Annotated in this window: 27 protein-coding genes; 3 read left to right on the top strand and 24 right to left on the bottom strand. The window is 47.8% G+C overall.

Annotated elements, in window-relative coordinates; translation table 11 throughout:
- Positions 1-31: 31 nt before the first annotated feature.
- From RS891_RS06360 to RS891_RS06245, 24 genes are all read right to left on the bottom strand, one after another.
- Positions 32-283: a hypothetical protein gene (locus RS891_RS06360; protein ID WP_315794806.1), complete on the bottom strand. Its 252-nt coding sequence runs from the start codon at positions 281-283 to the stop codon at positions 32-34.
- A 12-nt stretch (positions 284-295) separates the two neighbouring features.
- Positions 296-1,216 (bottom strand): hypothetical protein, encoded by a 921-nt coding sequence (locus RS891_RS06355; protein WP_315794805.1) that lies wholly within the window; start codon positions 1,214-1,216, stop codon positions 296-298.
- Positions 1,216-1,806 (bottom strand): YmfQ family protein, encoded by a 591-nt coding sequence (locus tag RS891_RS06350; RefSeq protein ID WP_315794804.1) that lies wholly within the window; start codon positions 1,804-1,806, stop codon positions 1,216-1,218. The genes RS891_RS06355 and RS891_RS06350 overlap by 1 nt, the downstream gene beginning before the upstream one ends.
- 212 nt (positions 1,807-2,018) lie before the next feature.
- The gene (locus RS891_RS06345; RefSeq protein ID WP_315794803.1) at positions 2,019-3,158 is read right to left on the bottom strand and encodes a baseplate J/gp47 family protein; all 1,140 of its coding nucleotides are present in this window, start codon (positions 3,156-3,158) and stop codon (positions 2,019-2,021) included.
- A 4-nt stretch (positions 3,159-3,162) separates the two neighbouring features.
- Positions 3,163-3,618: a DUF2634 domain-containing protein gene (locus tag RS891_RS06340; RefSeq protein ID WP_315794802.1), complete on the bottom strand. Its 456-nt coding sequence runs from the start codon at positions 3,616-3,618 to the stop codon at positions 3,163-3,165.
- Positions 3,611-4,021, bottom strand: a complete 411-nt coding sequence (locus RS891_RS06335) for a hypothetical protein (protein WP_315794801.1) — start codon at positions 4,019-4,021, stop codon at positions 3,611-3,613. Before RS891_RS06335 ends, RS891_RS06340 begins: the two co-directional genes overlap by 8 nt.
- Positions 4,014-5,000, bottom strand: coding sequence for an XkdQ/YqbQ family protein (locus RS891_RS06330; RefSeq protein WP_315794800.1), 987 nt, complete (start codon positions 4,998-5,000; stop codon positions 4,014-4,016). Before RS891_RS06330 ends, RS891_RS06335 begins: the two co-directional genes overlap by 8 nt.
- The gene (locus tag RS891_RS06325; RefSeq protein WP_064641062.1) at positions 4,997-5,626 is read right to left on the bottom strand and encodes a LysM peptidoglycan-binding domain-containing protein; all 630 of its coding nucleotides are present in this window, start codon (positions 5,624-5,626) and stop codon (positions 4,997-4,999) included. Before RS891_RS06325 ends, RS891_RS06330 begins: the two co-directional genes overlap by 4 nt.
- Positions 5,627-5,680: 54 nt before the next feature.
- Positions 5,681-7,474 (bottom strand): hypothetical protein, encoded by a 1,794-nt coding sequence (locus RS891_RS06320; RefSeq protein WP_315794799.1) that lies wholly within the window; start codon positions 7,472-7,474, stop codon positions 5,681-5,683.
- 183 nt (positions 7,475-7,657) lie between these two features.
- The gene (locus tag RS891_RS06315) at positions 7,658-8,092 is read right to left on the bottom strand and encodes a phage tail assembly chaperone (RefSeq protein WP_053783415.1); all 435 of its coding nucleotides are present in this window, start codon (positions 8,090-8,092) and stop codon (positions 7,658-7,660) included.
- Between the two features lie 180 nt (positions 8,093-8,272).
- Positions 8,273-8,680 (bottom strand): phage tail tube protein, encoded by a 408-nt coding sequence (locus RS891_RS06310; protein WP_315794798.1) that lies wholly within the window; start codon positions 8,678-8,680, stop codon positions 8,273-8,275.
- 243 nt (positions 8,681-8,923) lie between these two features.
- Positions 8,924-10,387: a phage tail sheath family protein gene (locus RS891_RS06305; RefSeq protein ID WP_315794797.1), complete on the bottom strand. Its 1,464-nt coding sequence runs from the start codon at positions 10,385-10,387 to the stop codon at positions 8,924-8,926.
- Entirely contained in the window at positions 10,387-10,587 is a 201-nt protein-coding gene (locus tag RS891_RS06300; protein ID WP_083679086.1) for a YqzN/YkzM domain-containing protein, read from the bottom strand. Before RS891_RS06300 ends, RS891_RS06305 begins: the two co-directional genes overlap by 1 nt.
- Positions 10,588-10,784: 197 nt before the next feature.
- Positions 10,785-11,690: a hypothetical protein gene (locus RS891_RS06295; RefSeq protein ID WP_315794796.1), complete on the bottom strand. Its 906-nt coding sequence runs from the start codon at positions 11,688-11,690 to the stop codon at positions 10,785-10,787.
- Positions 11,691-12,074: 384 nt separating this feature from the next.
- Positions 12,075-12,434 carry a hypothetical protein gene (locus RS891_RS06290; RefSeq protein ID WP_113051773.1) on the bottom strand — a complete coding sequence of 120 codons (360 nt, stop codon included), beginning with the start codon at positions 12,432-12,434 and terminating at the stop codon, positions 12,075-12,077.
- A gap of 54 nt (positions 12,435-12,488) precedes the next feature.
- Positions 12,489-13,592, bottom strand: a complete 1,104-nt coding sequence (locus RS891_RS06285; RefSeq protein ID WP_315794795.1) for a matrixin family metalloprotease — start codon at positions 13,590-13,592, stop codon at positions 12,489-12,491.
- A 301-nt stretch (positions 13,593-13,893) separates the two neighbouring features.
- The gene (locus RS891_RS06280) at positions 13,894-15,747 is read right to left on the bottom strand and encodes a DUF4127 family protein (RefSeq protein WP_315794794.1); all 1,854 of its coding nucleotides are present in this window, start codon (positions 15,745-15,747) and stop codon (positions 13,894-13,896) included.
- Between the two features lie 594 nt (positions 15,748-16,341).
- Complete coding sequence (locus RS891_RS06275) at positions 16,342-17,295, bottom strand: hypothetical protein (protein WP_315794793.1); 954 nt, start codon at positions 17,293-17,295, stop codon at positions 16,342-16,344.
- 144 nt (positions 17,296-17,439) lie between these two features.
- Complete coding sequence (locus RS891_RS06270) at positions 17,440-18,075, bottom strand: VOC family protein (protein WP_315794792.1); 636 nt, start codon at positions 18,073-18,075, stop codon at positions 17,440-17,442.
- Complete coding sequence (locus tag RS891_RS06265) at positions 18,072-18,542, bottom strand: VOC family protein (RefSeq protein ID WP_315794791.1); 471 nt, start codon at positions 18,540-18,542, stop codon at positions 18,072-18,074. Before RS891_RS06265 ends, RS891_RS06270 begins: the two co-directional genes overlap by 4 nt.
- Before the next feature lie 18 nt (positions 18,543-18,560).
- Complete coding sequence (locus tag RS891_RS06260; RefSeq protein ID WP_315794789.1) at positions 18,561-19,136, bottom strand: NADPH-dependent FMN reductase; 576 nt, start codon at positions 19,134-19,136, stop codon at positions 18,561-18,563.
- Between the two features lie 182 nt (positions 19,137-19,318).
- The gene (locus RS891_RS06255) at positions 19,319-20,041 is read right to left on the bottom strand and encodes a response regulator (RefSeq protein WP_315794788.1); all 723 of its coding nucleotides are present in this window, start codon (positions 20,039-20,041) and stop codon (positions 19,319-19,321) included.
- Positions 20,042-20,059: 18 nt separating this feature from the next.
- Positions 20,060-21,730 (bottom strand): GAF domain-containing sensor histidine kinase, encoded by a 1,671-nt coding sequence (locus RS891_RS06250; protein WP_315794787.1) that lies wholly within the window; start codon positions 21,728-21,730, stop codon positions 20,060-20,062.
- Between the two features lie 95 nt (positions 21,731-21,825).
- Positions 21,826-22,308 carry an ArpU family phage packaging/lysis transcriptional regulator gene (locus RS891_RS06245; protein ID WP_113051765.1) on the bottom strand — a complete coding sequence of 161 codons (483 nt, stop codon included), beginning with the start codon at positions 22,306-22,308 and terminating at the stop codon, positions 21,826-21,828.
- Between the two features lie 790 nt (positions 22,309-23,098).
- Here RS891_RS06245 and RS891_RS06240 point away from each other — a divergent pair.
- The 3 genes from RS891_RS06240 (at position 23,099) to RS891_RS06230 (ending at position 25,986) form a co-directional block, all read left to right on the top strand.
- On the top strand, positions 23,099-23,545 hold the full coding sequence (locus tag RS891_RS06240; protein ID WP_113051764.1) for a helix-turn-helix domain-containing protein: 447 nt from the start codon (positions 23,099-23,101) through the stop codon (positions 23,543-23,545).
- Positions 23,546-23,587: 42 nt separating this feature from the next.
- A complete protein-coding gene (locus tag RS891_RS06235) occupies positions 23,588-23,995 on the top strand; it encodes an ImmA/IrrE family metallo-endopeptidase (protein ID WP_113051763.1) in 408 nt (135 codons plus the stop codon).
- 191 nt (positions 23,996-24,186) lie between these two features.
- The gene (locus RS891_RS06230; RefSeq protein WP_315794786.1) at positions 24,187-25,986 is read left to right on the top strand and encodes a 5'-nucleotidase C-terminal domain-containing protein; all 1,800 of its coding nucleotides are present in this window, start codon (positions 24,187-24,189) and stop codon (positions 25,984-25,986) included.
- Positions 25,987-26,156 lie beyond the last annotated feature (170 nt).

Raw genomic sequence — 26,156 nt, 5'->3', positions numbered from 1 at the left:
GTGCAGGATACTTCACTTTTCAAGTAATTACTCATACGATTAACTCGTTGTAACCGTACTGATTTTCTGGATACAATTCAATCAGTTGCTTCAGTATTTCTTCATCGGTTTTGTTCATGTCGATGTGTTCGTCGTATGCAGACAAGAAAAAATCCAGCTTAGTGAAGATACCAATATTAGTTTGTCCCAACTTATTTCCCCATACAATAAACTCAAACATTTCAGCGCCTAGCGGCATTTCTATAATGTAGTATCTATTACGTATCCATTGTTCAAGTGTCATTTTGTTTCCTCCTTATAATACGGCTTGGCTTATTGTTTCTACTGCATAACTAGAACTGAATGTATAAGCATTGTATACCTGAATCTGACTTCTAAACACAGCATAAATTGCACTGCTTCCTATACTAAATACGCTATGAACAGACCTTATACTAACTCCATTCGGGCCATCTATAGTCCTAGCAGCAACATATTCGAATCCCGAAGGAGGAGATTGCATATGATATGAACTAGCGGCCACATTTACATTAAAAAATTGATTCACGGTTTGACCATATGCTCTTAGTGTCCCGCTTACAATGCCGTTTTCCGTACCAATCGTTTTACCAGCCTTCACATCACCCGCATCTGCTGTTCCGTACTCACCTCCTTCACCCTGTAAGATAAAAGCCGTTCCGTTATAGACGAAAGAATAAACCGAATTTACTTTTAACGATCCGGGAATCAGTTGGTTACCATTAGGCTTTATTAGACTTTTCCCCCCCAGACCGTTTACATTAATTGTCGCCACCCCTGTATTGGCAGAATTAATTTTGATTGTGATTCTCAGCCCGTCGACATACGATGCAGGTGAAGGCGAAAGGGAGACTTCATAAGCGTTTCCGCTATTTGTAGTTGTCCCGTATCCATCTCGGTTATTGCTTATAGATTTCACTGATTGGGCAACCGACATAACCTCTCCAAGCGCCTTTTCGGTTGGTACCAACGACTCTGATTTACCGTCCGTTTTATCAGACAACCTCACTTTACCTTTTACCGTAAGGGATGCATCCGGGATATCCATCTCGCCCATCATTTGGCGTAATGCTTCCACTTCATCACGTGTCGCAACACCTGCATCAATCTTTTCAAAAACTCCATTAATACTCTCCCGTGTTACATTCTCATTCCCCAATGGAAGAGGCAATTTTAATCGATCCGTTTCTTTTGGCATTACGCCCACACCTCCAGTTCATTCCACGTCAGGGACGCAGCATCCAGTTCATCCCAGGTCATCTGTTTGTTGTCCAGATCGTCCCAGATCAGATAGCGATACTCATACTCCACGGCCATGTGGGCCGGTTTTAGTTCATCAATCGCCCGTTTGAGATCATCAATATTGGGCGGAATGCCCATCGTGTCCACAAAGCTCACCGTAAAGCTCCACGCTTCCGGCTGAAACATTACATCCACCTTGCCTCCAGCGTACGCCTCAGCCACATTCGCAACCAATTTCCCCGAAAATTTTCCGGCACCGCGCAGTTTCGATTCCACCACGGCACGCCGCTGCTCCACAGGTTTGAGACGATCCGTCTCAATGCCAAGCTCCTGCTCCCAGAAATCCAGGCCCCATGTCGCCGTGCGGACAAAAAACTGATCCAACGTCTCATCCAGCGCCTGATATAGCAGATCCATCTCGGTTCCTTTGGACTGCATATCCGCCTGCATCACGCGGGAAGTCTCATAATAGCTTGGCAAATAAGAAAACAGCTCCCGCCCTTTCTCACTCGTCAGTCCAACATGTACAGCAGAAGGTGCACTCATGACCAGCATCCTCCTTTCCGTTCACATCGACGCAAACACCTTCACTCAATAGCTGCGCTCCCGAACGGCGTACCGCACGACCCACGCACTCTTCTTGCCCGCCACTTTCTTCATTTCCAACTGAACCAGATGCCGCATGGTCACAACATTCCCGATATCCCACACCACCGCTGCCTCCACATCCGCACTTCGCTCTCACCTTCTGCCCAACACTACTCATGAACATCCACCGCCCCCAGCACCGCCACCTGACTCGCTTTCATCTCGATATTCTGGTCGCTCACACCGTTCACGGTAAGCTCCGAATAGTCGATAATCGGCGGAATATCCAACAGAATCGCGGCAATGCGAGTGTAACGAACGAGTGGATCGGCAAAAGCCAATTGCTTCAAATACGCGGTCACCCCGCGTTCGATTAATGCCCGTACATCAGCGAGTGTCGCATCACTTGCCAGCGTCAGCTTCACCTGAATGTTCATCGGTACTTCCTCTGCTGGCATCACGGTCACCACCGGACCAGCAGGAGCAACGCCTTCACCCTGTCCATCCTGCGTTGGGTCCACGTATTTCTGTACAGACGCCACCAGATCGGTTCCCGCCGCACGTTTGTCCGTATCCAGCAAATACAATCCCACCGTGCCCGGCCCTTGCCATAACGGAATAACCCGGGTTGCACCAACACCTGGTACCTCACTGGCCCATTGCACATATTGCGATTTGTTGCCGCTTGTCCCTTGATTGCGGACTTTGGCATAAAAGCGTTCCAGCAGCGCCATATCTGCCTCGATATCCGCACCACCTTTGATCACCTCAACGTTAGTTACAGAGGTAACGCCACTCACGGGTGTAGACAGCACGGTCACGGTGCCTGCAGGCACATTGCTTTCTTTTCCGGCAACGAGCGCTCGCACGCCAACACTACCCAGACCATCTTCTCCCAACTCCACACGACCAACCGTTTCATACTCGAGCGAAGCTTCACCGGAGATTTCATCCGCCAAAGTAGCCACAACTGTACCCGCAGGAACCACCTTGCCCGGCGTACCCACGAATTGAACCGAACCTTGTGCCGCCACCGCAGCCCGTCGCGTAAGCCCATGCTCCCCCGCCCGCAAATCCAGCTCCTCCGAACGGAAATTCGGATCACTGCTCGCTGCCGTACTTGCAAACCCGCGCCGCAGTAATTCCTGCGCCCACAACGCCGCTTCAGACAGCATAAACGCAACCGGAGCTTCCGCATCCCACAGAAACGAACCCTCCGACTTATCCAAATCCGCGGGCAGACGATCCAGCATGCGCTGCATAATCTGTTCCTCCGTCTGGTCTTCCAAATAACGCGGAATCTCAGCCATCCCGTCAGATCACCTCACTTTCCAGAATAAACATTTCTTCCTGCACACTCGCCACACGACACGAGAACATGCACTGCTCCCGATTCCAATCAAACGTAAATTGGTCTACCGAATCCGTGCGTGGATCAGCTAGTAACGTCTCCGTAACCATCCGGGTGATCTCACTTTCCATCACTCCACGGCTGTCACCCTGACCAACCAACTCATCCAGCTCCGAGCCATAGTTTCGGGAGTAGATCACATGTCTGTACCTAGGCGTCTTGACCGCCTTGATGCACCACTGTACCCAGGCTTCATGCGCACTTGCCGCAGCGACTTTGCCACTTGGAGTCAGCACAAAATCCCCCGCATCGTAATCGAATCGCCAGCTCCGTCCAAATCGCACCTCTTCCGAAGCCGCCCCCGACAGATCTTCCTCGTCTCCCCAGACCACACCCGTTTCCGGGAACAAACTAGGCATGCGCACTCACCACCTTACACAGCACCACAATGTCGTTACCGCCATTCACCCGCATCGCCAGCACACGGTCCCCAGCTTTCAATCCTTTACCAAGAGCCCACACCGCTTCTTCCACTTCCCCTTTTTGCAAAAGAAACCGTCCCGTGCCCGTCGTTCCTCCGTTTGCCACGTCAGGTATACCGGAAATCGCGCCAGCAGCCTCGCGCTCCGGCAACCCAAGCGTGCCCGGTAACTCGGCCACGAGATAGTCCTGCACTTCGTGCTTGAAATCATCCAGCTTCACACCGGACGAGGTCATCGTACCCAACACCGCGCCCATGCCGCTCACGGCCTGACGGGTATGGGTACTCATCGCGCCGCGCATGACCTCGGCAAAATGCCCATACGGATCATCTTTATTCAAGGTAAAACCTCCTTTTCACCAGCTCGGCTGTCCCCAGCTCCAACGTCATCGTTCCAGGTCCAGCGGACAGATCACGGCTAACCGACATGACGATCAGTTTCAGCCCTTTGAGCAGCACCGCGTCTCCGGCACGAATCGTATTCACATCTGGTGCAGATACGGTAAAGGTCTCCTGAATACCCGTCAGCTTGCTTTTCGCCAGCTTCTTGGCGGCCGTCGCTGTTTTGACCTGATCGTCCTCGATCAGCTTTTGCAGTGTGCCCAGTTCGGCTACACCATCCTGCTCAATCGCGAGCACTTTGGAAGGAACCTCTTTGCCACTGCTGGACTCGGAGGCCGCCATCACTTTAACTTTCGTAACCGCGCCTTCGAGCGTACGCATCTGAGTCAGATCGATCAGCCGATCCAGCTCGTGCACCTTCGCATTACTGCCCACCTTAAAAAGTTGCAACCCACCCGGCGTCATCCGCGGATGATACATATCACCACCGGACTTCACCGTTTCCTTCAGATCGGCAAACATCATCGAAAAAATCGTCTGCGACCGATATACCGCTTTGCTCAGCTTCGTTTTGGTATCCGGCAGCGCGGCGTATGGGATTTTCCATTCCTTGGCGTACGTTTTGAGACGCTGTGTGGCAGTCTGGTCTTTCGGCAGCAGGAACTCATCCTCTGATTTTTCCAGATAAATCATCCGGTCGTAGACGGTCAGAGACAGCCGCTTGGTGCCGCTGTTCGAGCTTTCCACTTCCCAGATGACCGCAGGGTGCAGCAGATGAACCATTGATTTTTCGCTAAAAGGAATCCCGCTGATCCGCACCGCCATACCCGGTGAGATCGCAGGCAGACCCGAAGACGCAGACACCGCCAGCCGGATGTTTGCCTGGTAGGCAATCTGGTCGAGCGAATCCTTCAGCGTAATCGTCTCCACCAGCTTGGTGATGTCATATTTGTCGTCGACAATGACCTTGTAGGTCATGGCATCACCAGCTTTTGTCCGGGCTTGATCCGGTTCGGATCACTGCCGATGGTCTTCACATTGAGCTTATAAATCTCGTTCCATTTGGAACTGCTGCCCAGCTCAAGCTTTGCTATTTTGGACAGGGAATCGCCAGATTTGACGGTGTAGGTCTTGCTGCTCGTTTTCAGATCAGTACGGGAACCCGACTTGCTCGCAGATGTTGCGCCGCCAACCTTCTCCACTTTGGAATCCCGCCACGTTCGCAGCGTAATGTCAAAGTAAATATCCCCGCTCTCACCGCCTCGAAAGGTCGTATTGTGGGAGATCAGATACACGGGCACGTTCACCCCCGTGTTGGTAATGATGAAGCGCAGCGGCTTTTTTGAGACCAGAAACGTATTCAGCATATTCATCGCTACACGCGGATCAGGCAAAGGCTCGTACATGCAATAGGACGCATCATATTCTTTGGGAAAAAAAGAAGAGAAGGTGATCTCCTTCACCTTCTCCCCCTGTGCAAAATCAAACTCGCCATATTCCAGCATATTAATCGTTTCGTATCCCTTGGATCGGGAGATCGTCAGTTCTTCCGGTTTCACCGGAAATTGAAACTTCGTTTTCCCGTCGATCAGGGTAAATTCCATTTTGACACCTTCCACGTTATCTTTAAATACAGTCATCAACGGCCTCCTTTCTGCTTAGGCCATAATGGTTTTGCGATTCTCCATCGCACGGCGCACTTCACCTGCAAATCTCATTCCAACCTGATGTGAGATGGCATCGTAATCAATGGCATTTTCACGGACGGTCACCTGCACAGCTCCTTGTGGTACGTTTACGGAGATCTGGTTGGTCGTCTCGGTTTTAAAATCCTTTAGGTAACCGGACAGACTACTCATCTGGTCTTCGGATATTTGTACCGTCATCGTGGACGATTTGCCATTCGTCTGAGCTCCATTGCCGAGCGCCATCGCCTGGGACTGCATCACACTTGTTCCCATAAGAGCGGCAGTCGTGGATTGACCGCCCATGCTGTTCGCATAAGCCATAGGCCCAGTTATGGTGAGCGCAGATGGAATATGAGCCGGGGGCATCGATGGACCAGTAGGCACTGGAGTTGGGTTAGCAACCGTGTTTGCTGAGACGGTTTTTTCTTCTTTTTTGGAACCAAAACCGAAGAAATTGGATATGCCACTCACCATGTTCTTCGTTTTTTCAGAAACAAAATCTGCTGCAGTCGACAATGCTTTGCCTGCACCTTCTGTGGCGTTAGACATGAAGTTTCCAATATCTTTGGCCTTATCCCCGATCCAGCCTCCCGCGGAACTGCCGGCCCATCCACCTAATGCACCGCCAATATACGTGCCGATCCCAGGTAAAATAAAACTGCCTATGGCGCTACCAATCGCGGTACCAGCAGTTCCACCGATCATGGATCCGACTGCTCTGCTCCGTTCCTCTGGAGGAGCAGTGGCAACATTCGCTACATCGGCTAGCATGCTAATTGGTCCAAGAAGTTTACCCGCTCCCTTCGCGAGTCCCCCGCTCAGTTTGCTGAACAAACCATTACCCGAAGACATATTGGACATCGGCGACCCTGAGGGCGCATTTGCGCTGAAGCCGAATCGATTAGAATTTAGTTTTTGATCAAAGTCCACTTTCAGCTTCTTCTGTTCAGCATCAGAGATGTTGGTTATGATTTTTTTCGTAGGATCGGAAGCAGGCGTTTTCACAGTTGCAGTCGCACGTTCTTGGTAGGACTTGGAACCACTCTTGTAAGGACCTTTTTTTCCTCCCTCTGTTGCGGCTACAGTTTTAGCACTGCCACCTGCACTTTTGGTTTTACCACCTTTAGCTCCGCCTTTTGAAAGCCTTCCTACCAAACTTCCGCCGGAGCAGCAGCAACATTGGGAGGCAGAGCCCTTATCTCCCTTGGATCCTCCGAACTTATTTTTAAGCTTTCCAATCAAATCAGTTGCATTATTTGCTGCATCTAGATAATCATTTACGTTCTGTACTACTTCTTGCATTTTCCCCCAGAATCCCTTAGCATCTTCTTCCTTCGCCACATTCTTTACCGTATTATTATTGTTCCCAATGTTCAGAGACAGCGAAGGCCCGCTCGATGCCGGACTCAATTTCCCCATCGCCACTTCAACCTTCTGCTTCACCTCTACCGAAACCGTTCCCGAAGCCTTCACCATCTGGTTACGGAAACTATTCAGTTTCGCTAATGCACGGTCCAGTGCCGGGCTCAATTGATCATCCAGCCCGATCTTCGGCGTGATCCGCAACCTACTTAATCGCACTGCCGTGCTATACATACTTTCCAACCTGCGCTCGGTTGTTCTCAGCTCATTGTTCGCCTTGATTAGACTCTGATAGCGAACTCTGCCCAGCCGTTCTGTAGAACGCTGGATCTGATCCAGATACCGGATGGTCGTCCGCATCTCCGCATTGGATTTGGTCAGGCCCACAATCATTTCTGCCATTTCTTTCACCCCCTGTCCAATCTGGTTATCGATTCATTTGCGAGGTAATCGCTGCCATTTCCTCTTCTGAAAAAGCAATCAATAGCGAGCGCTCCCCGCGTGGCAAAGACCAGAACTCTCCGGGCCGGAGATGATGACGCACCCACATGTGATACAGGAACGTGGTCATCCCGCCGGAGTGAATCAGTTTTTTAGGTCTTCAATCTCCACACCGAAGCCGGACAGCTCAAGTACCTTATCGCCTACGGCATCCAGTTCACCCGCGAGCAACATACGGCGAACGGCTTGTTCGCCACCGGACAGCTTCATGCGACCCGTGATGCGGTTGTCTCCCCAACCGGACAGTTCGAGTCCGCGGACATTCATTTTTACCGTGGCTTCAGAGATCAGCAGCGCGTTAAATGTTTCGGTATCCACCTTTTCCTCAGTGCGGCCTTTGACTGTTTTTCGAATCGTACAGCGTTCGCGAATCTGATCCACTTTGGAGGACGTCAATCCACGCAGGGTCAGCAACAGATCCAAACGTTGAATGCGTACATTCTCTTCCGGCAAACGTTCTGCTGCTTCAAACAACTGATCCAAAATTTGTTCTTCAGACATATTCTCGTTCATACTCATGGGGTGCGATCTCCTTCTCATTTCACAATTGGTTAAAATATCTCCATATTCAGGGACAACAAAGAGACCGAGAATTTCTCGGCCTGCCTGTGTATCCTGCTTCTGTTAAGTCACGTTGCCCGTTCGCCTGATTAGACAAGTAGCTTACGAGGCCTTTCCGAAATTTGAAGTCATTCCATTTTAATTCGCTACAATCGGGTTCAACAATTCAAATCCTTCAAATGTAAAACTTGTTTCCTCCGGCACTTCCTCACCCGCTGTCCAGTTGGCAAGCTGGATTTTATCCACCATGCAGCCTTTCAGCAGAACACTCTCATGTCCATAGGACTCAGGGTCGTCCACCTTCGAGATAATCTGAAACTTGGCGAAGCCCCGCTGGATCATGTCCGAAGTTACTTTGTAACCTGTCATCGTACCTGTTCCTTTTTTCGCCCCATTCTTGTGCACTTTCCAGTCGTTGCCGACCAGATTCAGCTCACGCTTCTCAATTTCAACGCTGGCCTCCAGCTTATTAATATTCGTCTGCCACACACCATCGATATGCAGCTGACCATGAGTACCGAGAATGACTCTTGACGCATCCAACATGACAATTCCTCCTTGGAATGGTTGGCTGATCATTGTTACACGGTATAACTCCGCGGGCAGAACAATCTTCCGATCGCTGTTATCCCCAGATTTTATTGATCCTCTTTTCAAAAGGGAAAATCCGGTGATAAAGGCGAGCACTTTGTTTCTCCAGATTTTTTCTGCCCTCTCCGTTATCGTGTAAAACACCAGCTCAAATAATTTTTAGTCAATCTAATAACCGATCTTCTCTTCTACACAATCTTATTGCACGTAAAATGTTCCAAACAGCTGCTCCATTACATCCGTCAGCTTCACGTTCCATTGCAGGAATACCTGATCCGCCTCCGGCTTGAGAATCGGTGCAGCACCATAATACGCCGGATCGAGAACGACATCGTATCCCTCAGCTTCAATGACATTACTCTGTGCAAGCAGCGCCAAATAGGCTTTCATCGCACCGATTAGCGCCTGACGGCCCTCTTCCGTATTGTTCACTTTACCGATATACGTATCTTCAGCAGAGCGCTGCAAATCCGTATTAATTGCATCCATCACACGAATGGATCGGATTTTTTTCCAGGCATTATTCTGTCCTGCAGCAGGGGTCACGAGTGTATTTACTCCGCGAAGCGCCTTCACCTGACGTCCATCATGGAAGAAAATAAATACGCCGTTTTGAACCGCCTGCTCCTGTTCTGCACGAGTCCAGCGACGCGTCACGTCATCGAACGGAGAAGGTGCGTATGTGGTGGATTCATTCAGACTTTGTCCGGCAATTAGACCCGCGACATAAGCAGACGTTTCCGCCGAGCTGTAGAATGCATCTCCCAAGCGCACACCCGTACCAACATTGATTACACCCTCATGATTCAATGTGAGTGAACGTGCCGCCGCCTTCTGTGCTGCGGTAACAGAGGTGTCATCCGCCGTAGAACCGCCAAATACAGCCATCACGGGTTTCCCCTCATTGCGTACACGTTTCACCCATGCTGCAAAGCTCGCCAGCAAAGGCGCATCCGCCGCATGATCCAGTGCCAAAACGTCAAATTGCTCACCTTCCAGCGCGCCCTGCACGGCAATGTACTCGGCATTGGTCAGTCCATCGTTGCCACTTGCACCACCTTTGAACGCCGCTCCCGCAACGGTTGCAACGACACCTGTACCATCGCCAATCGCCTGCGCGTTAATCCAAATGTTGCTTTCATCCGCGTTGATCTTTTTCGCCAGCGACGCTGCCGAAATATCCGCAGTCAGCAGTGCATACAGCATCCGGTTGCCTTCAAACAAGCGCACTTCATGCTTTGTATTATCAATGACACCCGGTTGAATGGTGACGTAGAACCCGTTACCTCGGTCACCCGGATACTTGGCGTCCAGTTGCAGAACGGCTGCATCACTGCTGTCTTTCAGCGTAAGAGTCGCTGCTTTCGCCGATTCTCCGGCTACCCGATAAGCGAGCAGCTTCTTCGGTCCTCCCAGCAGGGCGAGTTTCAAGGATGTATAGGCTGTCCCGTTATCCAGGGCATTCGCCGAGAAAATACGCTCAATTGCAGCTTCACTGCCAACTTCAACAAAAGTACCTACCGGACCCCAGTTTGCCTTGATCGGCACAACCACCGTTCCCCGATTACCAGCCTGAATGGCCGAAGACGCTGCCGCCTGAAAATTCATATATAAGCCCGGAAGTACCGGACGATTCGTTTGCTCCCAAGTTCCGCCTGCCATTATCCCTTCACCTTCGCTTTCATAAATTGGTTGATGCGTTCCTTCGCTTCCTCAATGGAAAACGTCTCTTGCGCTGCTTCATACAGCGCACCATACAGCACCTCTGCCTTAACGGCAAAGAGGGCTTCGGCATGATTCATCAGCTCGGCCCGCGTATATTGCGGAGCAGCCTGTTTGTTTTTTTTCACGGAGCTTGCCATGGCCATCTCACCTCATTGTTTGACTACTGAATTCGTGGAACCTGATCTTGGTTCTATAATTTTGACCTATGAATTTTTGTCCCTATGACCCTATACAAGCTATTCGATTTCGAACCTATGAACCTATGAATTTGAAGCTAAAGTATGATATCGACTTTCTGATCTGGAACTCCATCTAGAGTTCCTCTCGACTAGCGCTACTCTATCCCCTTGCTATGGTGAATCTCACGGATCAATGGCACTTCTGTACCCGGACGGCGAATACGCTGCTGCAGCGTTAGACGAATCTGTCCGTTCAAGTAGGCGTCTGCCTGCAAGTCGGCAGAAACTTCATCCACCGTCACATATCGCGTACCGTCCGTATCCGTCAGAGCAATACGGGGCTGCATAGCCAGTTGTTCAACCAGATGTGTGACCGTTTGACGGACATCTGCCACATTCGCAGTCAGCACATGCCCGATCCATTGCTTACGAACCTCTAGCGCAGAAGTCCCTGCGGTGGTTGTACTGCATCCCGTCAATCGCCACAGTACGGACTTGGCCTTATAACCTCCAGGCCACACATCCCCATATACGGACCATTCCTGTCCGAGCTGAGTTCGTGTCCAACCACGAAGTGCATCCATCCACGAATCTGTGGTTTCAGCCTGAGCGTATTCCACCGTTTCCGGAACATACACCCCAAATCGCAGACTGCGCGTAACCAGTCCAGAACTGGCGTCCACACGATCACCATCCGAAGAACCCAGATAAATACAGGTAAATGCCCCACCCTCTTCATCCTCCAGCCTGACCTGATGTAGTCCTTCCATCAGCGCTGCTGACCAATTTTCTACTTGTTCAGCACCTCCATCTTCTGCACGTGCATATGGAGAGATTTTGATGATCCTCCTATAACCTGCCCAAGCAGACTTCGGTACTTCTTCTGCAAAAGCAACCACGGCACAGGGTCCGGCTAACACCTCTCCCGGTGCAGGAATATCCTGCACTCGGCCATTCCATGCCGGGACAAGAGCCTCCAGCTTCTGCTTCAGCGTTCGCCTGATGACGTTACTCATTTGCCCTGTGCTGGCGGTGTTGTTTAACCCACTACGCATAGACACATTCATTTCGCCCCCTTCAGCTGCAAGTTTCGATCTGCCCGCATTGTGCAGCGACAATGTGGCAGCAACGAACTCCCCCCCTTTAACCGATCTGCTAATGGAAAAAGGAAATCATCGTCAGTACGTCTCTGTGCTAACGGTTCTCCACCGGCGCCATAGCTGGACACCATTCACCGCAACAAAAAGACCGGCCCCTTGTGGCCGATCTGTACATTAGCGTATGCGCTTTCGGTGTGTGTCCTTTGCTATTGATCCGATAATATAATCTTACACCCTTTCATTCCTAGCGCGGATGGTCATTCGTACGACTTCGGTGCGATTAAGGGTGCATCTGGGTGGAAAAAAGACGATCATTTGGTTGAAGTATAAGACGTCTTATTAACATTATTTTATTTCTTTGTATTTGGTATTATAGGCAATGAGGTATTTCTCTGTAGAGTCTTCCACAGCAATCATATCTTTACTGTTTTCGTTTTTGATTTTAAATAGTTTTGTACCTACATTGTAGGTGTTGGAACTAATAACGTTCCCATCACCGTGATCACTCTCATTGGTCGAGGATACCTCTATCTCACCTACTTGTTCAGCTAGTTCCTCCTCTGAGATGATGTCATTGCTTGTAATATAGACTTCTTCCTTTAGTTTTATCATTTTATCTGAAGCAAAACTTCCTGAGGAAGATGAACAACCAATCAAAAGTAAAATCAAAGAAACGACCGGTATATATAAAAATTTTCTTTTCATATTACCTCCAGGAATAGATTAAGGCCCCCAATTGATGAGGCCTTGACTTGGCTATTAATTAATAGAAGCCGAAGCTTCATCAAGAGTAACTAAACGATTATCGTAAAGGTTTTTAAACGAACTGTCACCCGTTTTAAGCGATTGTACACCCTGTTTAATAAAGATACTTTCATCCTCATTAATTGGAATGTATACATTATCATCGATCTTTTTTAGATACATCAATACTTCTGTACCTTCTTGGAGTTCGGTTGAATTTTCATGGTAAATAATAGACGTATCCGTTTCTCCGCCAATTTGGCGTAAAATAATTGTATCTCCTTTTGAACCTTCCCCTTTGATGACATTTTCTATAGCTACCTCTGATTGGTGAAATGCTTCTTCGGTTTCACCATCATTTTTTATGAGAGGACTAAGTTTGTTTTTAACAATCCCACTCACAATAAGATCAGCATCATATGCACGAGCTTCGAGTGTGCTATAGCCAATAGCCCAGGAATAATGATTTATTTTCAGCTCTTTTTGTGTTATCAGAGCCTTTTGAAGAATATTTTCGGGAACATCTAGCACAAGTTCTGGATTCTGGGCTTTAGCAAAGTTATTGTCATAAAGAACATTAACGGTATTTATGTCCCATGAAGTTGGTGACTTGTTTGGACGCCCATCTACCAAAGTTCCAGAAGATTTACGTTCAAATGTATTTGGAGTCATAACTGTAGGATTACCATATGGAGCATGATCCAACCCAAGGGCATGTCCAAATTCATGAGTTGCGATACCCTCTACATTGTCTGTATTGTAATGACTTTGCGTTGTGTAGTATGTATTAACCCATGTTTTCATAGTGGAATAGTTCCCAGTTATAATACTAAATGTCCATTCCGCAAGACCGTCCCAAGTAACGCCACTGTCAGATTTATTGCCCGCAGTAAATTTAGAATTCGTACCAGCTTTCAGAAAAACATCAGTAGATAGATTCCATTCATCTCTAGCATTTGTCCATATGTTTATGTAGAAATTATTAGAACCATTGTTTTGATAAGTTATATTTCTGCTTCCCCAAGAATAACCAGTTACTGGAGTCGCATAAGCTTGTATGTTACTAAACAATAATCCTCCTAAGCCGCATATTAATAACGCTTTCTTCAAATATTTCATACAACCACCATCTCTTTGTTGGATTTTTTTTCCACAAAAAAAAACCATACCTTGAACATGTAAATATGTCAACGTAATCCAGAAAAATAGCACTTTTATACTGATTTTTTCGGATTGAAATTCAGTAGAAAAGTGCTATTCTTTATTAATTTAAACAAAAGAAATGAATTAATTCCTAAATATCTGATCATATCATACAGAAGATAACATCCTATCTTTCTAAACGATGGACTGACCAATGCGGAGTATATTTATGAGACTCGCCACATTTCACTTCCTAAAACACAAATAAAAAAATAGATTATTTCAGCGTAACTTTCGGATTCAACGTAATCTCAAACGCACGTCCCCAGATGAAATCGGGGTTCGTATAATCCAGCAGTGCACTGCAATACTCCGCATAATCTGCTTCGCCATTACAAATTTGCTTTATCGCCACATTACCTTGGGCAAAAGCTGGTTTTCCCGCCAGTGCCGTGGTGTGGGTCTGCATCAGATCCCTGAGTAAAGTCTGCAAATGAGCATAATCTTCTTCTGAGTTAAACAACACCATATTCTGATCCGCGAGGGTGGCCACATTGGTATACAGCGCATGCGCTCTGGAATACGTACGGATATCTGCAATCGCTACTGCTTTATAATCGTAATCTTTCAGGAAACGTTTGAACAACAATGACCCCTGTGCATTCATGGCATCTCGCAACGCATGGGCATGTGTTTCTGTTGTAATCAAAGCATAACGGGATTGTCCCATACCCACAGCCATACCGATTTTGTTCCCCGGCGTATTCCATGCACTGTAACCCAGAACCCGACCCGTATACGGACTGTTCAGGAGTGCTTCGGCTACATCGACGTTGGCCGGACCTTTTCCTACAAAATCAATCAACACCGAAGGCAGACCCTTCTCACTATTACTCGTCAATTGCGCCACTGCCGTCTGCACCTGATCCAGCGCCGTGATGGCAATAATCTCAATGTGCACCGGTTTTTTACCCGGTTTGCCTGGATGACGGTTCGTCATGCGATCCAACTCAGACGCCATATCAAACGAAGAAGCTTCATCGACAGATGTAGCATTCGTTAATTCATTTCCATTTTCCACATCGGAAGTCGTATCCGTTACCACATCAGGCCCTGGATAAGCGGAATCCGCTACAACCACACCACCAACAATATCCACATGACGCACTACATTCTCGTGCACATTCATATATTCGTAGGTATTGATAATCGTGGAACCATGAGGGCCAAAATATTTCACCGCATAACGCGTCTTCTTCCCACCACGAAGCAGTTGATTCGCCATACGCGCCACCAGAGCATGACCCAGGCCATCCGCGTCGGGAAGAATAATCGCCCGATCGGGATTTTGTCCATCCGTCCCACCGAGCCATTCATTGATCCGTGCTTCCACATAATTAATCTCATTAATCTGAACGCCTTGCGTATTCGCATCGTCGACGCCTACAGCGAGGAAATCAATATATCCTTTGCGAGCAAGCTTATCCAGAATGTACAGATTGGTTTTGAATTTATGTTGTCTGGTGTTGTAGTACTGTTCTTTATTAAAATACGTCGTTGCCCCATATTCCGTAGACTCTGGAGAAAGGTTGTACCCGTTCACAATATCCTCGAATACCGTAAAAGACTGGCGTGGTTGCTGCATCAGTGCACGTGACTCATTGTAGGCATCCAATGCGAGACCATCTGCAAATGAGGTGGTCGCGAGTCGCATAATGGTATCCATCACAAACACCGGTTTGCGTGGATATTTCCCTTTAATCGCTTTGATCACATCGAGCAAACGGGTGGTGTCCTGATCATAATTAGGATATGTGCCACCTCCATCTTCACGAAGCTGACGACTGCCAATCAGACCACCATAAGCCAGCATATCCGAAGAGATGATGAATCCATCCACTTTGGCGGCATTTTTCAATATGAAATCATGAATGTTGGACGGTTTCCCATACGTAGGGGTAGACGTTCCAAGCAATGTGGTGCCTTCTACCGTTTTCTCGGAATCCAGACGATTTTGAATGTCACCCAGGTGCGGTGTAATGATATGGATACCGGCTGCTTTTCCTTGTACAACGACGTCATCCAGATTCGCTGGACGATCATCCAGTGGAACATACAATACTGTTTTCATATCCTAAAACCTCCTGTTAGATAAGTTGAACTAGAGATGTTACACCTTGTCACTGCGATTGCAGTACCATCTTCCGATCGCTCTTATCCCCAGATTTTCTTGATCCCTTAGTTCAAGGGTAAAATCCGGCGCTAAAGGCGAACACTTCGCTTCTTCAGATTGGTTCTGCACTCTCCGTTTTGGTGTAAAAATTAAATTCAACTTATAATGATATATTCGGTCTTTCTTTAGTACCCGATCAGAGCAGGGGTGCAATCACCGCATAAAAAAACCGGCCCTTGGCCGGCATGTACATTAGCGTATGTGCTTATCGGGATATGTCACTTGCTACTGATCCGATAATACAATCTTACATGTTTAAATCGGTCGTGCTGACGGTGATCCGTATGGATTACGTCTATTTGTTGTCGCCATCATGGCGGTTAAATGTCTGTTTAATGTGAAATTAACTCTACACCCACGCAAGGGTCGATTAATTACCACGAATGCTGGTATCCAGAGTCATTCTGATCCTGTTTATCCTTGAAATCTGGTCCCGTTAAAAAGATAAAAAAACACAGCCTTCTCAGGCTGTGCTCTCTTAAAAGTATTTGCTCACGCGATAATATAGCGGAAGTTTTCCCAGCTTTCCGGAACCGAATTTCCGTTTCTGGCATGATGGTAGAAGCTGAATGGAAATTTGAACACATGACCTCCATGCCAATCGCGGGAACGTCTGTCGGTGAGCCAGTATTCCAGTTCATGTGGAAGTGCAACAGAGCGTTCTGCACGGATCAATGGCAGACGGTCAACTGGAGATTGCAGCGTTGGCATCTCCTGTTCAACATCCACATCCCGACTCAGTCGCAGCGCTTTGACCATCCTGAGAAAAGGCGGAATGCCTTTATGGAACAAAGCAGGATAATCGAGTTCAAATAATATATTAAGCGCATGCCCGTAGGTTAACATGTGGCCGATCAGATCATGATGTGCTTCCGCCTGATAGATGGTACGAAATGCGCCAAGCTCATCCAGAATCAGCCGGGACAATTGTTCCGGTCGTTCTATATCAGGGAATCCGTCTGCCTCACTTAACTTCAAGCTGCGAATTTCTTTCACCGTTGTGTTTACCCAGGATCTACCTGGAATGGTTCGTTCAAAAGAATCAATAAGTTCAACCATCTGATTCATGTCATGCTCCGTGCCCCAACCATCCAATTCCCGAATGGCTTTTAAACTAAGGGCACCATAGATGGCCTGATGGCCAACCCAGTGCAGCTCTCCGATGGTTCGATCCAGCGCTTCTGTAATACGCGCTTCGGCCTCTTCCCTTGGCAAAACCTCTCCATTCCCGGAGGTCAAGCCATCATTCAACCCGTGCTGGCGAAGCATGGCTTTTGCTTCAGCCGTAACACTGCCTGCCGCAAGGGCAGTGAGACGATTTTCACGCACCCAAAAATAAGCCGCAATAGCTCCCGCCCCATAGTGGGCGTGCCACAAATCTCCTGTACGCTCCCGACTGGACACAATAACAGCCAGCCCATCTTCCAACAAACGTCGATCCAACATGCCACCACCCTTCATCGATGCGAACCCTGATATACACTCGACCAGCAACAGTTTTTTAGCAAAACACTCTTTTTAAAGCGTTTACTTCTATAAGATGATTCAAATGATGCACATATGACCGTTTTGCCTGCTGTTCCGCGTATTTTAGCCGATTCGAAGTCTCCCGACTTCACGAATGGACACTTCCAGCGGATATATGTTTGCTTTTTGCTCCGAAAAGAACCAGGTTCGCTCCTTCTTCACCACAATAAACAGACCATTCACATCCCCAACAGGGGCAAAGGTATCACTAATCGCTCTCCATCGTTTCAATCCCATCTGCTCAAGTTCATCTACCGCAGAAAGCACATCTTCCGTGACAAGTCCCACCTCACACACCTGCAGCAGATCTTTCTCGGAAAAGGCGCGGTCACTCTCGTTAAGAACGGTATGATGAGCAATCAGCTCCAGAATGTTACCGACAGGATCTTCGAAATAGAGCGAATTCGAGTTCCAACTGGTTGAATAAGTCTCATCCTCACCTTCATGCCTACTTAGACGGACACGTGCCGCTGCCCATGCTTTGGCCTCCTGAAAACGATTCGCTGGAATCATCCAGGCGAAGTGGTAAAACGGATTCTGGTCTGCTTCACTTCGCATGAATATCATCTTCGTCAATCCAATCTGTAGCGTGAAGGAATGCTCGGACTCTTCAGCCATGTTCAACCCCAGAGTGTTGATATAAAAGTACTTGATGTCTTCCAATTGCGCTGTATATAATTTGACTTCTTCAAAAATCATGCTGTGTCCTCCTTCACCCGACCGTGCATCTTCTCCCACTCACTCCATGGCACCATGCCAAGTTCCGGCTTCGCTTCATCCGGTAGCATCGAAATAAATTCCAGGGAATGACCATCCGGATCGGTAAAATACACGGACACAGCCGGCATCCACCCAAATACATACAAATCACCAATATCATCATCCAAAAAGTTATGCGTCATGATCCCTTTATCCTCCAAATAAGTGACAGCTTGCTTCATATCCTCCAACGATACTTGAAAAGCAAAATGCTGTCGCTGCACCTCGGAAGGGTCCTTTTGCCAAAGTCCAAGCATCGCATTGCCTTCATCGCCAATCCAATAAAAGGAGTTCCCACGTTCCTTCTGCCCATAAGCGTGCTGCAATCCAACGATCTGTTCATAAAAATGATGGGATCTCTCCAGATCCGTTACGTTCAGATGAGTCTCAAATATGCCTTTAATCATGATGAAAACCTCTTTCTCTTAACTCTCGGACGGCTTCCGTACTGCAGTTAACGTCTCGGCAAGGTGCAAAAATGAACCAATTACACGTTTGATCCGATCCTCAATGTCCTGACTGCCTTCAAATTCTTCGTACCCGTCAAATGTTGCTTCAAATCTTCTGCGCTGTGCACCGCCAATGGAAATCCACTCCTGTGCGTTAATACCGTGCAGATTGCGAATAATTGCCTGCAGCTGCAAAAGTGAACTTACGCCCACCGCACCTCCTGCTGAGCTGATGGACAATACCGGTTTTCCACTGAAATGAGCCTGGCTCAGGTGATCCAGTGCGTTTTTGAGTACACCGCTGATGCTGCCGTGATACTCTGGCGTTGACAGAATAATGGCATCTGCAGCGAGCATCCGTCTGTTCAGATCTGACAGATTCTGATCTTCATTCTGTTTTTCATCCGGTGCATAGAATGGGAGAGGTGTCTGATATAAATCGAACAAGTTGGCTTCATGCCCCTGACCGCTGATTACCTCCGCGGCATATTCCCCCAAACGTGTACTGGTTGCATTTTTCCGGTTACTGCCTGCCAAAATGATAATATTCATCTATGTCACTCTCCTTCGATTTTATAAAAACATTCCATCTCTTCGATTCAACTTTCTCTACTTTCATCTTACCTTGCTTACACCTCGGAATCGTCGGCAGATAGACTTAACTTGCAGTACAAAAAAACTCAACCTTTGGGTTGAGTTTCTACGACTTTAGTCTGAGAATATGTCGGAACGGATCAGACGACCCAACCATTTCTAACGGCATGAAGCGCAGCTTGCGTGCGGTCTGCCAGTCCCAATTTGTCCAACAGATGACTGACATGGGTTTTCACCGTTTTCTCGGTAATGATTAGTTTGATGGCGATCTCCTTATTACTCAATCCTTGTGCGATCAGCCCCAGAACCTCTCGTTCCCGACGGGTGAGCATGTCCGGTCCATGAGAAGTTTCCTTTCCCAGCCCAACCCGCTCTTGCTCTGGAAGCCGAGTAGACGTATGTGGATTGGCACGCCCATGCGCTTCATTCATCGACAGTTCAGACGAAGCCATCACATGCATTAATTGTCCTGCTGCCGCTGGATGAAGTTCTACCTGACCTGCATGCACATTACGAATGGCAGCGGCAAGATCCTCTGGCTCAATATCTTTCAGCAGATACCCTTTCACTCCTGCGCGTACGGCTGGTACGACATGATCCTGATCGGAAAAGGACGTAAGTACGATAATACGGATTCCAGGCAAGATCGAACGAAGCCTTCTCGCCGTCTCAATCCCGTCAAGCACGGGCATATGCAGATCCATTAATACCACATCCGGATGCAATTGATCTGCTTGTTCAAGTGCTTCCTGTCCGTTCGACGCTTCTCCGACGACGTCCATATCTGGTTGTGTGGACAAAAAAACGTGCAACCCGCGCCTCACCATTGCATGGTCATCAGCGAGTAAAATCGTAATCGGCATGTCTTCTTCCCCCTGATTTTATACAGATTCGGACGGAAGTGGAATGACGACCGTTACCGATGTTCCCTTACGGGATGAACTCACAAGTTCAAGTCTGCCGCCCAACGATTGGGCCCGTTCCCTCATGATGGACAGACCCAGTGAATTGGAAGGCAAAGTCTCACGCCTTTTGGCTCCCCCTTTTCCGCGATCCGTAACGATTAATGCCGCTTCCTGATCGCTTAACTGGAGGGATATCTCAGCGGAAGGGACTCCCGCATGTTTACGTACATTATTGAGCGCTTCCTGTCCAATACGCCATAAGCCTTCCTCAATACTTTGAGGCAAGGAGCGCATCCCCGTCCGATGTACAACAACCTGCAATCCCTGTCCTGTACCATATTCCTGCAATGCACTGAGCAGACCAGACTCCAAATCGGCCGGACGAAGCTGCATTATCAAGGCACGCATTTCCTTCAATGCTTCCTGTGACAAGGAACGTATATCCTTCATCGCTTCCGCAGCGGGATGCAGCTGTGGTGATCCGGCTAACATGCTCTCCGCCCCTTTGGCTGTCAGGGACAGGGAGAACAAAATTTGGTTCACCGAATCATGCAAATCTCGAGCCAGTCGGTTTCGTTCCTCCAGTCGGGTTAATTCCCGGCGTTTGTATACCAGTCTCAGACTCTCCCACGAGGCTGTAATATGTTCAGCGAGTGCATCGAAAACCTCACGATCTGCCTGAAGGAAATCATTGGCCGAGCCCAATCCAACCACCAGTACTGCCGTTTCGCCAGGAGAACTTAATGGGATGGGGGCAGCCAAGCCCGAAGCCAAAACGGACATAGAGAACTGATTATTGCAAATGGCAGAAACATCTTGAATATCCGTTGTCGACAATACCATAGCCCGATGAGAATCGATTACACGATACATGCGATTCTCCACCTCTGGAGAGAGTCCAGATGTTGATATCATTTCGGACTTGCCATGAGCATGAGCCGCCTGTACCATAAAGCTTCCGTTCTTCTGGGATAGCAGTGCAGCAAAAGGCCAGTCGTAATGTAGTCCGAGCAGCTTTACAACCGTCTTGGCCATATCGTCCCCACTGTTGCAATCATTGACCGTCACGCCCAGCGATCGGCTGAACTCCCCCAATCTGACATACAGATCCGCTCGCCTTTGCTCTGCGCTATATAATCGCATCCGCTCCATTGCACTACCTATCTGATAAGCTACAGCCTGCAAAAGCGCCAGCTCACTATCACTGAAATGCTCTTTTCCTGGAGCAGCAACATTCAGAAGACCCAGCATCTTCTCCCCCGAGCGAAGCGGAACCGTTGCATGATGGGTGATGTCATGGGTATCTCCCCATTGATGATCGACGGCATCCTCCAGACGTTTGCAATTAATAATATTGACGGCATTATCCAATCTCCCGTCTCGGAAGCGATTCACGCACCAGCAAGACCCACAGCGCATCGGCTCCTTGTCATGATGCAGCAGAGCAGGAGGCAGACTGTAATCAGCAACACAGGAGTAATCTCCCTGAGTATCGATCAGGAACACCCAGCCCGTAGTCAATCCCGTCAGTTCCAACAACTTTCCGAGTACCGTATCCAGCATCAGATTCAGGTCGTTGGATGTGTTGAGCGTTTCCGCGATCGTCTTCAGTGTGTACATCTCCTGCATTCCGGCTTGTTCCGTCATGCGGATTCCTCTCCTTTGACTGATCCTTAGTGTTGTTTTCAATTATTGTATACAATCAGCGAAGGATATAAAAGGATGAACTTCTTGCTTCCCCTTTAGCCCAACTTCTTTCGCTCTTTGCGTGATGCAGATAAAGGCTCCATATTAATCAGGCCCCGATCCGACAGAGCCAGCGCCATTTTATAGAAAGCACGTGTCCGAATCTTCGTATACGTATCCTTGCTGACAGGAGGGTCAAACACATGGTTATACACTTTATAGTCAAATACATCGTCATCCTTCAGATAACGTTCTCTCACAAGTACACGTTCCTTCTCACTCAGTCGAGATACCACAAAATCAATCGTATCGCAGTACGCCTGACGTGCGCGCTGTACATCCACATTATAGATTGCCGTTCTGGCCGTGGAATCCCCGGTCACATTCGTTGCACCATGGAATCGCTCAGCGTAACTCGCCGTCACCATTACCTCTCGTTCCTCAAAAGCAATCGTTTTATAAATCCGGTATTTTTCCAGCGCGGCTTCAACAGCAGTCTGCGTTTTGCGTCGGTCCAATTCGGGCAGCATCAGTTCCATATTCATTCTCCTCCTTAAAGGGTCAGTTAAACTCGCATTCATCTCATCTTTAGTATTTTGTATTATTCGGTTCCAGTCGCTTGCGGGTACAATAAATAGACGAATAGAAGCTTTTCGATCTACCTATTGCTGATTTGAACCGCTTTTTGGATTAATACAAACTACTCCTTTTATTAGAGTTATCCAGTTCTCTGAAATAGTAACGGCATTTTTCAAGTTTTTTCTGTTGCCTTTTGGAATCAATTTAAGTCAGCTATGAAGCAGAAATAATTCATTTCTCACTCATCCAACTTGTCTCAGCTTTACATTTTGTTCGTATTTTGTTCGTATTTCTATTTGAGGATACCACTTTCTGGGGATCGGCGTAAACCTCCATTTTGGGTCGTTTTAACTATAAAATAAAACCCGCGCTCTCATTTTCTTTACCTTTTGGCATAATTGTTTCATATCCCTTTACCTAATGGTATATATACGATATAGTACAGATAATTAAAGATCCTCGTATAAGTCATTTGATTTTTATAAAGAAGCTACTCCGTTTTGGACGATGGGCTAGATGTATGTTCACGTGCATACGTAGTGAAGGAGACGGAATCGATTCTGAAGAAGCGAAGCGTTCGCCTTTATCCCCGGATTTCTCCCTTTAGAAAATGAAAAAGGAAATCCGGGAATAACAGCGATCAAAAGAACGATCCGAATCCGGAACGGGCATAGAACGCACATCTACCTCCCCCATCCAACTATCTTCTTTATAATACAAGCACTTGTACGAATCAAAGGAGTGGCATGAATTGTGGAGCACGCTTTTGGTCCTTATCTGAAACAACTGCGCGAGCAACAGGGATACAGCATTAATCAGCTCGCCGAAGCAGCAGGAATCAGCAACTCGCAAATTTCACGCATTGAGAATGGGGTTCGCGGAGTTCCCAAGCCTGCTACCATCCGCAAAATCTCGGACGCACTCTCGATTCCCTACGCGGATATGATGAAACAGGCCGGATATCTTGAAAACGGAAATACAGCAAGTCAGCTCCATGACGCTCCAGAATGGGCAACTTACAAGGACCGTCGAGACTTTAAGAAGATGCTGGAGGACGAGGATGATCTGATGTTTGACGGCATCCCGCTGGATGATGAGGACAAGAAACGAATCAAGGATGTCCTGACAGGTCTGTTCTGGGAAGCCAAACAGATGAACAAGCGCAAAAAAACGAACGATCCGGACGAGCGCCCATGAAGCATTTCAAGCTGAACAAACTAAAGCAGCAGGTGAGATGATATGGATGACATTGTAACAAAGCTGATTCGAAAACACCGGACAAACTGCCCTTTCAGCATTGCCAGAGCCATTGGAATACAGATCCGGTTCACCAATCTGGGCAAGTCTACCAAAGGACTGTATTTCCGAAAGCTCCGTCGCAGATTTATCGTCATTCACAATGATTTACCGCCGGAATGGCAGCGTTTCGTGTGTGCCCATGAACTTGGACATGACCGATTGCACAAAGGTATCAACCGTTTCTTTCTGGAGGAACACTCCTATTTTGCCCCAGGCAAGCTGGAAAGACAGGCCAATCGCTTTGCCATACAGCTCCTAACTTCAGGGGTCATGCCAGAGCCGGATGAATCACTGGAGAAATTTTGTTTGCGTACTGGACTGCCACGTGAAGTGCGGCATTTTTTTTAGCCATTTTAAGAACATGCGTTCCTTACAAGTGAAGTTCTCTCTTAATCTTCCACTATGAAAATTAGATGTCACATTCAGGTTACCTATTTTTACGTGAATCACGAGATTTCCTAATAATAGTCTGGTAAAATACAACATGAGTTGTGCAAACGCTCACGTAGATTATTATTTCGGGGAGGTTACTGATTCATATGAAAATCTGGAAGACTTATGTTTCGCTTGTGCTAACACTCTGTTTGCTGTTCGGCAGTGTAGGCATTGCCGCTGCTGCAACGGATACCAATCCGGGCACTGGTAAGCACATTACTATTCTACATACGAATGACACGCACGCACGCGCAGTGGAGTCCTCACCTGCGATGGGTTTCGCCAAAGTTGCTGGAATTGCGGACAAATACCGTAGCGAAAACCCAAATACCCTTCTGCTGGATGCCGGAGATGCAGTGCATGGTACAACCTTTGCTACACTCGTTAACGGTGAGAGCATTGTCAAAGTCATGAACGAAATCGGTTATCAGGCGATGGTACCGGGTAACCACGAATTCAACTACGGTTCCGAGCGCCTCATCGAACTTGCGGATATGATGAACTTCCCTATGCTCAGTGCCAATGTGAAAAAGAAAGACGGAACTCGTCTCTTCGATCCTTACCTCATTAAAGAAGTAGACGGTGTGAAGATTGGTATCATTGCGCTGACTACACCGGAAACGATGTACAAAACAAATCCGAAAAATGTGGAAGGTCTTGATATTACAGACCCAACTGCGGAAGCCAAAGTTCTCGTGAACGAAATTCGCAGCAAAGTAGATGTTGTTGTTGTATTGGGACACCTTGGACAAGACGCGTCCAGCACCGATACTAGCTTCAAAGTTGTAAAAGAAGTGCCTGGCATTGATGTTTTCATCGACGGTCATAGCCATACAGTTCTGCAAGATGGACTTGTATCCGATAACGGAACACTGATCGCAAGCGCCGGTGAGTATACAAACTTTGTAGGCGTGATCGACCTGTGGGTTGATGGCGGTAAAGTAACGAAAAAACAAGCAACACTGATTGATGAAACGGAAGCAAAAGACATCAAGCCGAATGAGAAAGTTGCCGCATTGGTGAACTCCATTCAAAAAGAACAAGAACCCATTTTGAAAGAAGAAGTAGCCAATACAGCGATTCTGCTGGACGGCAAACGTGAACAAGTACGCGCAGGTGAAACGAATCTGGGTGATCTGCTGGCAGATGCCATCCGTGACGTCAGCAAAGCCGATATCGCACTCACAAACGGTGGCGGTATTCGTTCTTCCATTGAAAAAGGTATCGTAACTAAAGGTGATATCATTACTGTCCTTCCTTTTGGCAATCAGGTTGTAACGCTTGAAGTAAAAGGCTCCGATGTACTCGCAGCCCTTGAAAACGGTGTAGGATCTTATCCAGAACCAAGTGGCGGATTCCCACAAGTATCCGGCATGACCTTCAGCATTGATTCTTCCGCTGAAAAAGGTAGCCGTGTACACTCCGTCATGATCGGAGATAAAGCCCTTGATCCAAAAGCAACATACACATTAGCTACGAATGATTTCACTGCTGTTGGCGGTGACGAGTACACGATGTTTGCGAAATACACAACGTCCGGCATGTACGGTGCTATGGATGAAGCGTTGATCGAATACATGCAAAAACTGGGCGCTGTAGATATTAAAACCGACGGTCGGATCAAGGAAGCAAAAGCTCCTGCGGTTGAACCGGAAGCTCCAGTAACGGAAACACCAGCTCCAACTACACCGAAACCAGAGACACCAAAACCAGAAACACCGTCGAAACCGACGCCAAGCAAACCAGCTCCAGCCAAAGTGCATGTTGTAAAATCCGGAGACTCCCTGTATTCCATCTCCAAACAATACGGCACCACTTGGCAAGCTCTGCAAAAGCTGAACAAGATCAAAAATCCACACTGGATTTATCCAGGTCAACAATTGAAACTGCCTGCAGCTTCTTAAGTTCAGAGACGAGCAGATAGTTGTACCATTAAAATTCAAAGAAAGGGTGTCCCTCAAGCCATAACAGCTGATGGACACCCTTTTCTATTTTCCAATCATTCCTATCAACAAACGGTCACCTAAAGATGTGCAACATTCCCCGCCTGCCTGAATATAGCTTTGCTGCAAAA

This window comes from Paenibacillus sp. BIC5C1 (genome assembly GCF_032399705.1).
Lineage (GTDB): Bacteria > Bacillota > Bacilli > Paenibacillales > Paenibacillaceae > Paenibacillus > Paenibacillus taichungensis_A.
The sequence above is the reverse complement of the archived record's forward strand: the minus strand, read 5'-3'. Positions and strand labels throughout refer to the sequence as shown.

Coding starts and splice junctions, on each gene's coding strand:
- RS891_RS06265 (WP_315794791.1), bottom strand. CDS start 18,542: ATGATTAAAGGCATATTTGAGACTCATCTGAACGTAACGGATCTGGAG.
- RS891_RS06310 (WP_315794798.1), bottom strand. CDS start 8,680: ATGTTGGATGCGTCAAGAGTCATTCTCGGTACTCATGGTCAGCTGCAT.
- RS891_RS06305 (WP_315794797.1), bottom strand. CDS start 10,387: ATGGCAGGCGGAACTTGGGAGCAAACGAATCGTCCGGTACTTCCGGGC.
- RS891_RS06350 (WP_315794804.1), bottom strand. CDS start 1,806: ATGAGTGCACCTTCTGCTGTACATGTTGGACTGACGAGTGAGAAAGGG.
- RS891_RS06230 (WP_315794786.1), top strand. CDS start 24,187: ATGAAAATCTGGAAGACTTATGTTTCGCTTGTGCTAACACTCTGTTTG.
- RS891_RS06325 (WP_064641062.1), bottom strand. CDS start 5,626: ATGGAATTTACCCTGATCGACGGGAAAACGAAGTTTCAATTTCCGGTG.
- RS891_RS06320 (WP_315794799.1), bottom strand. CDS start 7,474: ATGGCAGAAATGATTGTGGGCCTGACCAAATCCAATGCGGAGATGCGG.
- RS891_RS06330 (WP_315794800.1), bottom strand. CDS start 5,000: ATGACCTACAAGGTCATTGTCGACGACAAATATGACATCACCAAGCTG.
- RS891_RS06340 (WP_315794802.1), bottom strand. CDS start 3,618: ATGCCTAGTTTGTTCCCGGAAACGGGTGTGGTCTGGGGAGACGAGGAA.
- RS891_RS06345 (WP_315794803.1), bottom strand. CDS start 3,158: ATGGCTGAGATTCCGCGTTATTTGGAAGACCAGACGGAGGAACAGATT.
- RS891_RS06280 (WP_315794794.1), bottom strand. CDS start 15,747: ATGAAAACAGTATTGTATGTTCCACTGGATGATCGTCCAGCGAATCTG.
- RS891_RS06360 (WP_315794806.1), bottom strand. CDS start 283: ATGACACTTGAACAATGGATACGTAATAGATACTACATTATAGAAATG.
- RS891_RS06355 (WP_315794805.1), bottom strand. CDS start 1,216: ATGCCAAAAGAAACGGATCGATTAAAATTGCCTCTTCCATTGGGGAAT.
- RS891_RS06255 (WP_315794788.1), bottom strand. CDS start 20,041: ATGCCGATTACGATTTTACTCGCTGATGACCATGCAATGGTGAGGCGC.
- RS891_RS06245 (WP_113051765.1), bottom strand. CDS start 22,308: ATGGAACTGATGCTGCCCGAATTGGACCGACGCAAAACGCAGACTGCT.
- RS891_RS06260 (WP_315794789.1), bottom strand. CDS start 19,136: ATGAATATTATCATTTTGGCAGGCAGTAACCGGAAAAATGCAACCAGT.
- RS891_RS06275 (WP_315794793.1), bottom strand. CDS start 17,295: ATGTTGGATCGACGTTTGTTGGAAGATGGGCTGGCTGTTATTGTGTCC.
- RS891_RS06235 (WP_113051763.1), top strand. CDS start 23,588: ATGGATGACATTGTAACAAAGCTGATTCGAAAACACCGGACAAACTGC.
- RS891_RS06270 (WP_315794792.1), bottom strand. CDS start 18,075: ATGATTTTTGAAGAAGTCAAATTATATACAGCGCAATTGGAAGACATC.
- RS891_RS06250 (WP_315794787.1), bottom strand. CDS start 21,730: ATGACGGAACAAGCCGGAATGCAGGAGATGTACACACTGAAGACGATC.
- RS891_RS06290 (WP_113051773.1), bottom strand. CDS start 12,434: ATGAAAAGAAAATTTTTATATATACCGGTCGTTTCTTTGATTTTACTT.
- RS891_RS06285 (WP_315794795.1), bottom strand. CDS start 13,592: ATGAAATATTTGAAGAAAGCGTTATTAATATGCGGCTTAGGAGGATTA.
- RS891_RS06315 (WP_053783415.1), bottom strand. CDS start 8,092: ATGAGTATGAACGAGAATATGTCTGAAGAACAAATTTTGGATCAGTTG.
- RS891_RS06300 (WP_083679086.1), bottom strand. CDS start 10,587: ATGGCAAGCTCCGTGAAAAAAAACAAACAGGCTGCTCCGCAATATACG.